The 8,179-nt window shown below is 73.2% G+C and carries 7 protein-coding genes; 4 read left to right on the top strand and 3 right to left on the bottom strand.

Annotated elements, in window-relative coordinates:
- Both AX737_RS20775 and AX737_RS20770 read left to right on the top strand, forming a co-directional pair.
- On the top strand, positions 1-758 hold a 758-nt coding region (locus AX737_RS20775; protein ID WP_156453860.1), incomplete at its 5' end, for an efflux RND transporter permease subunit.
- A gap of 33 nt (positions 759-791) precedes the next feature.
- Positions 792-1,154: a hypothetical protein gene (locus AX737_RS20770; protein WP_066924553.1), complete on the top strand. Its 363-nt coding sequence runs from the start codon at positions 792-794 to the stop codon at positions 1,152-1,154.
- 37 nt (positions 1,155-1,191) lie between these two features.
- Here AX737_RS20770 and AX737_RS20765 read toward each other — a convergent pair whose 3' ends face one another.
- Positions 1,192-3,936, bottom strand: coding sequence for an HAD-IC family P-type ATPase (locus tag AX737_RS20765; protein ID WP_066924551.1), 2,745 nt, complete (start codon positions 3,934-3,936; stop codon positions 1,192-1,194).
- A 200-nt stretch (positions 3,937-4,136) separates the two neighbouring features.
- Positions 4,137-5,099, bottom strand: coding sequence for a glyoxylate/hydroxypyruvate reductase A (locus AX737_RS20760; protein ID WP_066924550.1), 963 nt, complete (start codon positions 5,097-5,099; stop codon positions 4,137-4,139).
- A 184-nt stretch (positions 5,100-5,283) separates the two neighbouring features.
- Here AX737_RS20760 and AX737_RS20755 point away from each other — a divergent pair, with 184 nt between their 5' ends.
- Together AX737_RS20755 and AX737_RS20750 are read left to right on the top strand one after the other, a co-directional pair.
- Complete coding sequence (locus tag AX737_RS20755; protein WP_066924548.1) at positions 5,284-6,339, top strand: asparaginase; 1,056 nt, start codon at positions 5,284-5,286, stop codon at positions 6,337-6,339.
- Between the two features lie 271 nt (positions 6,340-6,610).
- On the top strand, positions 6,611-7,579 hold the full coding sequence (locus AX737_RS20750) for a histidine kinase dimerization/phosphoacceptor domain -containing protein (protein ID WP_066924547.1): 969 nt from the start codon (positions 6,611-6,613) through the stop codon (positions 7,577-7,579).
- Between the two features lie 36 nt (positions 7,580-7,615).
- On the opposite strand, the gene AX737_RS20745 is transcribed toward AX737_RS20750, so the two are convergent.
- Positions 7,616-8,179 (bottom strand): response regulator (locus tag AX737_RS20745; RefSeq protein ID WP_156453859.1); only part of this gene is annotated, 564 nt, incomplete at its 5' end.

The following is an 8,179-nucleotide window of genomic DNA, read 5'->3' as shown; positions in this document are numbered from 1 at the left end:
CGAACCAGATCCTGCGCGAGAACGCCCGCCGCCGCATCGTGGTCCAGGCCAACACGCAGGCCGGCGCCGACATGGGCCGGATCGTCCAGGCCATCCGGGAGAGGGTCGCCGCGACGCACCTGCCCGACGGCTACGCCACCAGTCTGGAGGGCTCGTTCCAGGCGCAGGCCGAGGCGAGCCGGACCATCGGCCTGCTCTCGCTCCTCTCGCTCGCGCTGGTCTTCGCGCTGCTCTACAGCCGCTACCGTTCCGTCGTGTTCACGCTGATCATCCTCGGCAGCATCCCGCTGGCGCTGATCGGCTCGGTGGCGGCCCTGTGGCTCGCCGGGCAGCCGCTCTCGGTCGCCTCGATGATCGGCTTCATCACGCTGACGGGCATCGCCACGCGCAACGGCATCCTCAAGATCAGCCACTACCTGAACCTCGCGATCCACGAGGGCATGCCGTTCGGGCGCGACCTCGTGATCCGCGGCAGCCTGGAGCGGCTGGCGCCGGTGCTGATGACGGCGCTCTCGGCCGGCATCGCCCTGGTGCCGCTGCTGGTCGGCGCGGACGCGCCCGGCAAGGAGATCCTGCACCCGGTGGCGGTGACGATCTTCGGCGGCCTGATCAGCGCCACGCTCCTCGACACGGTCCTGACGCCGGTCCTCTTCCTGACCTTCGGCCGCGGGCCGCTCGAGCGGCTGCGGGCGGAGGCCCGGCGCCGGCCGGAGGCCTCGCCCGACGCCCCGAGATCCACCCCGGCCGAGGCGTTCTGAGGCCGCCCTCACCCACCCAGAAGGGACATCACCATGCGCACCGCACTCCGCGCCGCGGCCCTCGTCCTGGCGCTCGGCGCCACGCCGGCGCTCGGCGCCGGCCCGAACGGCGGCCAGACCACGGTCTCGGACGGCCATCCGGTCGAGTTCGTCGCCACCGAGAGCGGCGTCACGTTCTTCCTCAGCGACGAGGCGGGGAAGCCGGTCGACACGGCCGGCCTGGCGGCCAAGGCCTTCATCCAGGCCGGGGGTAGGACGGAGACCGTGACCCTGAGGCCTGCGGCTCCGAACAGGCTCGTCGGCGACCTGAAGGCGCCGCTGGCGGTGGGCACGAAGGTCGTGCTTTCGGCAAAGCTGCACGGCCACAGCCTCCAGGCCCGCTTCGAGCAGCGGTGAGGCTGGCCCTCGGCCCGCGCCCCGAGGCCGGCGGCGGTCATGCGGGCCTCGGCCGCCTCGGCCGCCTCGGCTCGCCGACGATCATCGCCCGGAGCTCGACGAGGAGGAGCGGCGCGAGGCTCGCGCCGAGGATCACGCCCCACATGGCCGGATCGGGCGGGACGATGCCGAGCACGGCGCCGACCGGAGGCAGGTAGGCCGGCCCGACGAGCAGCACCGTACAAAGCAGCAGGGCGGCCCAGACCCAGGGGTTGCGGGTGACCTCGTTGCGGAGCGGATGCGAGCCCGGGGCCCGCATGTTGAAGATCTGCCAGAGCTGCGTGAAGGCGAGCGTCAGGAACGTCACGGTCACCACCCCGGCCCGGTCGAGGCCGAGCCACAGGGCGGCGACCGCCAGGGCCCCGAACGTCGCGGCCGTCATGGCGGCGGCGTGGGCGGCGATCCGGACCCATTGGGCGCTTCCGAGGATGGGCTCCTTCGGGTCGCGCGGGGGGCGTTCGAGGATGTCGTCCGGCCCCTCCCCCAGCGCGAGCGCGAAGGCCGGGAACATGTCGGTCACGACGTTCAGGTAGAGGATCTGCAGCGGCAGGATGGGCAGCGGCAGTTCCGTCGGGACCGCGAGCCCGACGACCAGCACCTCGCTCAGGTTGCAGCACAGCAGGTAGGCGACGAAGCGGCGGATGTTGTCGAAGATGATCCGCCCCTCGCGGATCGCGCCGACGATGGTCGGGAAGGCGTCGTCCAGCAGGACCATGGCGGCCGCCTCGCGCGCCACGTCGGTTCCCCGCCCGCCCATCGCCACGCCGATATCGGCCTGTTTCAGGGCCGGGGCGTCGTTGACGCCGTCGCCGGTCATGGCGACGATCTCGCCTCTCTCCTGGTACGCCCGGACCAGCGACAGCTTCTCGGCGGGGCTCACCCGGGCGAAGACCGAGACGTCCGCGAGCCCCTCCGGATCCCCGTCGCCCGGAACGCCCTCCGCGACCCGGTCGCCCGGCCGCGCGAGCCCGACCGACTCGGCGACGCTCCGGGCCGTGACGGCGTGATCGCCCGTGACCATCACCACGCGGATGCCGGCCGCGCGGCAAGCCGCCAGCGCGGCCGGGACGTCCGCGCGCGCCGGGTCCTCCAGCCCGATCAATCCCAGGACGGCGAGATCCTCGAACGGGCGGGCCCGCGCATCCGCCAGGGGGGCCTCGGCGCAGGCGATGACCCGCAGGCCCCGCGCGCCCATGGCCTCCACGCGGCGGCGCCACAGGTCCCGGGCGGCGCCGTCGAGGGGGACGGGGCACTGCGCATCGCCGACGCGGCGCGAGGCGGCGAGCACCGCCTCCGGCGCGCCCTTGACGAGCGCCACGTACCCCTGCCCGGCGGTGTGGACCGTCGCCATCATCCGCGTGGCCGCGTCGAAGGCGTGCTTTCCGACGAGCGGCCAGTCGCGCAGGAGCGCCGCACGGTCGAGCCCGCCGGCACGGCCCGCCCGCAGCAGCGCCTGCTCCATCGGGTCGCCGCTGGCCCCGCCCGGGCCCTGCCCGAGCGCCGCATCGTTGCAGAGCATGGCCGCGCGGAGAAGACGCTCGGCCCCGGCGCCGCCTCGGCCAGGCTCGGCCAGGTCCACCTCGCCCGAGGGCAGCGACAGGTGCCGCACCGTCATCCGGTTCTCGGTAACGGTGCCGGTCTTGTCGGTCAGGATCACGGTGGTGGCGCCGAGCGTCTCGACGGCCGCGAGGCGCTCGATCAGCGCGTTCTTCCGCGCCATGCGCCACAGGCCGCGCGCGAGCGCCAGGGTCGCCACGATCGGCAGGCCTTCCGGGATGGCCGCGACGGCGAGCGCGATGCTCGCCTCGGCCATGAGGCGAAGGTCCTTGCCGGCCGCCACGCCGAGACCGGCGAGGAGGGCGGCCGTCGCCAGGACCGCCCAGACCATCTGGCCGGACAGGCGCTCCAGGCGACGCTCCAGCGGCGAGGCGTCGGGCTCGGCGCCTTCGACGAGCTGCGACACATGGCCGAGCTCGGTTCCCGCCCCCGTCGCGACGACGACGCCCGTGCCGCTGCCGCGGGTCACCAGGGTGCCCCGGAACATCATGGAGGCGCGCTCGGCCAAGCGTGCGCCGGGGGCGACCGGATCGGCCGACTTGTCCACCGGAACGGCCTCGCCGGTGAGCATGGACTCGTCCACGCCGAGGTTCGACGCGTCGATCAGCCGGAGGTCGGCCGGCACGGCGTCGCCGCCTTCGACCAGCACGATGTCGCCCGGGACGAGCTGCTCCGCGGCGAGCACCCGCGCGTGCCCGTCGCGGCGCACGCGGGCCGCATGCGTGCACAGGGCCCGCAATCCCTCGACGGAGCGAGCCGCGCGCAGTTCGGTGAAGAAGCCGAGGCCGGTATTGACCGCCAGGACCGCGACGATCGCCGCCGTCTCCCGCCAGTCGCCGAAGGCGAGCGACAGGGCGGCGGCCGCCGCGAGCAGGTAGACGACGGGGCTCGCGAACTGGTGCAGGAGCAGGCCCAGTGCGCCGGCCCGCTCCCTGGCGGCGATCACGTTGCCACCGAACCGTGCGAGCCGTGCGCGGGCCTCCGCCTCCGTCAGACCCGTATGCGGGACGGTCCCGAAGCGTCCGAGGACCTCGGGGACCGGCAGGGCATGGATCTGCCGCGTGTCGTGGGGGGCATCGTCGGCCGTCGCGTCGGGAGGGGCGAGCGGGCGCGCCGCCGGCCCGCGGATCGCCGCGCTCCGCGCGCGCACCGGCTCGTGGACCCGATGGGCTCGCTCGCTCGCCATCCGAATGCCTCGCCCGGTGCGCCTGCCCGGCCCCCGTCCGGACGGGCAGGCCCGATCCGCGAGGGCCCGCGCGCCCGAAGGCTCCTTCTATCGAGGGGCATCCCGGCCGCCTTGATTCAGGACAACGGGTGCGACGCGGCGGTGGACCGGCCGGCCCGGCTTCGGCGCTCGGCCCGGGGAGGACGCGATGCGCAGGCGCGTCAGTAGCCGCGCGCGGTATCGACGGAGGCGGGTATCCGCCCGGTCGCCCGATAGGCGCGCAGGTTGCCCGCGACCACGGCCGCGGCGGTCACGGGGTTCGTCGGAGCCGCGACGTGCGGCAGGACCGTGACGTCCGGGTGCCGCCACAGCGGGGAACCGGCGGGCAGCGGCTCGGCGTCGAACACGTCGAGGACCGCGTGCGAGAGATGGCCGGCATCGAGGGCGGCGAGCAGGTCCCCGGTGACGACGATCGGCCCACGCGCGAGGTTGACGAGGGCACCGCCCGGCTTCATCGCGGCAAGCCGCCGCGCATCGAGGAGGCCGCGGGTCTCCGCAGTCAGCGGGAGCAGGCAGACCACGATGTCGCTGCGCGCGAGGAGATCCGGCAGCGCGTCGGGACCGGCGCAGGTCACGATCGGCGGCAGCGCCGCGCGGGCCGTCGCGGACGGAGCCGACCGGCTCCAGGCCGCCACGCGGAAGCCCGCCTCGAGCAGCCGATGCGCCGCCGCGGCGCCGAGGGCGCCGAGCCCGAGCAGCCCGACCGTCGTGTCGGCCGGCGCGCGGTAGGCCCGCGGGCGCCACATCGCCGCCTCCTGCTGGCGCCGATAGGCGGGCATGTCGCGCTGCAGGTAGTAGGTCCAGGCCAGGACGGCCTCGGCCATGGTGCGGGCGAGTTCGGGATCGACCAGCCGCACGATCGGCGGCGCCCCGGCGCCGAGATCCCGCACGAGACGCTCGACACCGGCCCACAGGGAGTGGATCCAGGCGAGGCGCGGCAGCCGCGCCACCTCCGCGGGGTCGGAGTTGGCCACGACCGCGACCTCGACCGTGGCCCGTTCCATCTCCGTCAGCGCGCGAAACGGCCGGACGCACTCCTCGGGCATCGCGGCGGACAATGCCGCGAGGTACCGGACCTCGTCGTCGGTCCCGAGGTTCCCGACGAGGGCGACAGGTGGGTGCATCGTTACCGACCAGATCCGTAGCGCCGCAGTGCGTCTATCCCATACCCGCAAAGGTCGTTAGATCGCGAGCGGAAGTCGTCCCGGTCGGCGTCGTGCGTCCCGCGAAGCATCACCGCGGATGTGAGGAACCCTCGCGTCGTGCAGGGTGTTCGAATGGCCGATTCTCGGCGACGGAGGTTTGGGTATGGCTGGAGAGTTTCTCAGGCAAACGCTGCTCGGCCTCGCCGGCTTGACTTTGCTCGGGGCCCAGGCGGGTGCCGCGGAGCTTCCGAAGATCGCCGTGGTCGCGACCGGCGGCACGATCGCGATGAAGCTCGACCCCACCACCCATGCGCCGGTGCCGGCGCTGTCGGGCGAGGACCTCGTCTCGGCCGTGCCGAAGCTGAAGGACATCGCCACCATCGCGGTCACCGAGTTCAGCAACGTCCCGAGCGACTACATGGGGCCGGACCGCTGGCCGGCGCTGTCGCGCAAGGTCGATGAGATCCTGGCCGACCCGGGCGTTCGGGGCGCGATCGTCCTGCACGGCACCGACACCCTCGACCAGACCGCCTACTTCCTCGACCTGACGCTGAAGAGCGACAAGCCGGTGGTGCTGGTCGGCGCGCAGCGCAACGCGTCCGACTGGGACGCGGACGGCCCGCGCAACCTCCTCAACGCGGCGCGCCAGATCCTGGCGGACGGATCGGCCGGCCTCGGGGTCACGGTGACCCTCAACCACCGCATCAACGCGGCGCGCGAGGTCCGCAAGACCCACACGAGCAACGTCGAGACCTTCAATTCGGGGGATGCGGGCATCCTCGGCTACGTGGACGAGGACCGGGTCGTCTTCAGCCGGAAGTCGCTGCGGCGCCAGACCCTGCCGCTGCCCGAGCGGATGCCGCGGATCGATCTGGTCGCGATGTATGCCGGCGCCGACGGCAGTCAGGTCCGCCACGCGGCAGAGACCGGCGCCGAGGCGATCGTGGTCGAGGCCTATGGCTGGGGCAACATGAACGCGGAGATGCACGACGCCATCGCCGAGGTGATCGCCAAGGGCGTTCCGGTCATCGTGGCCACCAAGGTCTACGACGGGCGCGCCCTGCCGGTCTACGGCTTCAAGGGCGGCGGCAACACGCTGCTCAAGGCCGGCGCGGTGTTCGCGGGCGACCTCACGCCGGACAAGGCCCGGATCCTGGCGCTCATCGCGCTGCCGGCGACGAAAGAGCGGGCCGCCCTCCAGGCCATCTTCGACAAGTAGCCGCCGCGGCCGGGTGTGCCGCGCGCGAATCGCCGATCGCGCGCTGGGACCCGCGTGATGCCGGATCGAGACCTTCGGCACCGGCGCCGCCGGGCCGTTAAGCACCTGTTAAGGCCGGGTTCGCCGTAACGGTGCGGGTGCGCATGGCGGGCCGCCCGGCCGGCCTCACCCGAACGGGAGTGTCCTCATCAGCTCGACCGCGACGTCACGGCATCGACCCGATCTCCGCGTCCTGGCCCACCTCACGGGGCGGCTGCGCGCCCATCCCTGGATGGGCGACGTCGCGGCCGTGGCGGCGACCGGAATCGCGCTCGCGCTGCGCTTCGCGGTCGACGACGTGCTGCCGCCGGGCTTTCCCTACCTGACCTTCTTCCCGGCCGTGATCCTCACGACCTTCTTCTGCGGCCTGCGGCCGGGCATCGTCTGCGCGGTGCTGTGCGGCCTCTCCGCCTGGTACTTCTTCCTGCCGCCGACCGGATCCTACGCGCTGGACGGGGCGACCGCGCTCGCGCTGCTGTTCTATGCCGGCATCGTGGGGGTCGACATCGCGCTGATCCACCTCATGCAGCGCGCCGGCACGCGCCTGCAGGCCGAGCGTGCCGTCACCGCGACGCTGTACGAGCAGCAGCGGACCATGTTCCAGGAGTTGCAGCACCGCGTCGCCAACAACATGCAGTTCGTCGCCGCGCTGCTCACCCTTCAGAAGAGGAAGGTCGGCGCGGATCCGTCGGCGGCGCTGTCGGCCCTGGACGAGGCGCGCGTGCGCCTCGAGACGATCTCCCGGATCCACCGGCGCCTCTACGACCCGGAGCGGGTGAGCCAGCCGGTCGGCCGGTACCTGCAGGAGCTGTGCTCCGACCTGCTCGACGCGACCGGCGCACGCAACGTCGTCTGCCTGGTCGATGCCTCCCACGTCCAGCTCGACCTGCCACGCCTGACGACCTTGTCCCTCCTCGTGGTCGAGGTGGTCACCAACGCCCTCAAGCACGCCTTCGTCCCGGGTGGGCGCGGCACCATCACGGTCCGGCTGGACCAGCTGACGCCGGAGCGCCTGATGCTGACCATCGCCGACGACGGGCGGGGTCTGCCCGCCGCGTTCGACCCAGAGGCCGGCAGGAGTCTCGGCTTCCGCATCTGCCAGGGACTGGCGAGCCAGCTCGGCGGCGTCCTCCGGCACAGCTCGGAGGGCGGCGTGGTGGTGCGCCTCGATTTCCCGGTCGCCGGGCCGGCCTCTCCCTGAGGCGGCGGCCCGGCCCGGCAGCCGTGCCCGGACGCCCTAAAGGCTCATCAGCGCGCGGACCCGGGAGGCCAGCGTATCGATCGCGAACGGCTTGGTCAGCACCTGCGTGCCCGGCCGCAGGTGGCCGTTGCCGACGGCGGCGTTCTCGGCATAGCCGGTGATGAACAGGGTCTTGAGCTGCGGGCGGACGTCCTGGCCCGCATCGGCCATCTGCCGGCCGTTCATGCCCCCGGGCAGGCCGACATCGGTGATCAGCAGGTCGATGCGCACGTCCGAGCGCAGCACCTTGAGGCCGGCGACGCTGTCGGCGGCCTCGATCACCGCGTAGCCGAGATCGCAGAGCACGTCCGTCACCAGCATGCGCACGGAGGGCTCGTCGTCCACGACCAGCACGGTCTCGCCGGCCTCCGCGAAGGCGGCAGGCGTGCGCTCGACGCCGCCCTCGTCCGGTGAGGCGTCGCCGTAGTAGCGCGGCAGGTAGATGCACACCGTGGTGCCCTGGCCGACCTCCGAGTAGATCCGGACCTGCCCCCCCGACTGCTGGGCGAAGCCGTAGATCATCGAGAGGCCGAGGCCCGTGCCCTGGCCGATCGGCTTCGT

The sequence above is a fragment of the Methylobacterium sp. CCH5-D2 genome (assembly GCF_001556475.1).
In the GTDB taxonomy this organism is placed as follows: Bacteria; Pseudomonadota; Alphaproteobacteria; order Rhizobiales; family Beijerinckiaceae; genus Methylobacterium; species Methylobacterium hispanicum.
Note: the sequence above shows the minus strand (reverse complement) of the source record. Positions and strands in the feature narration are given on the sequence as shown.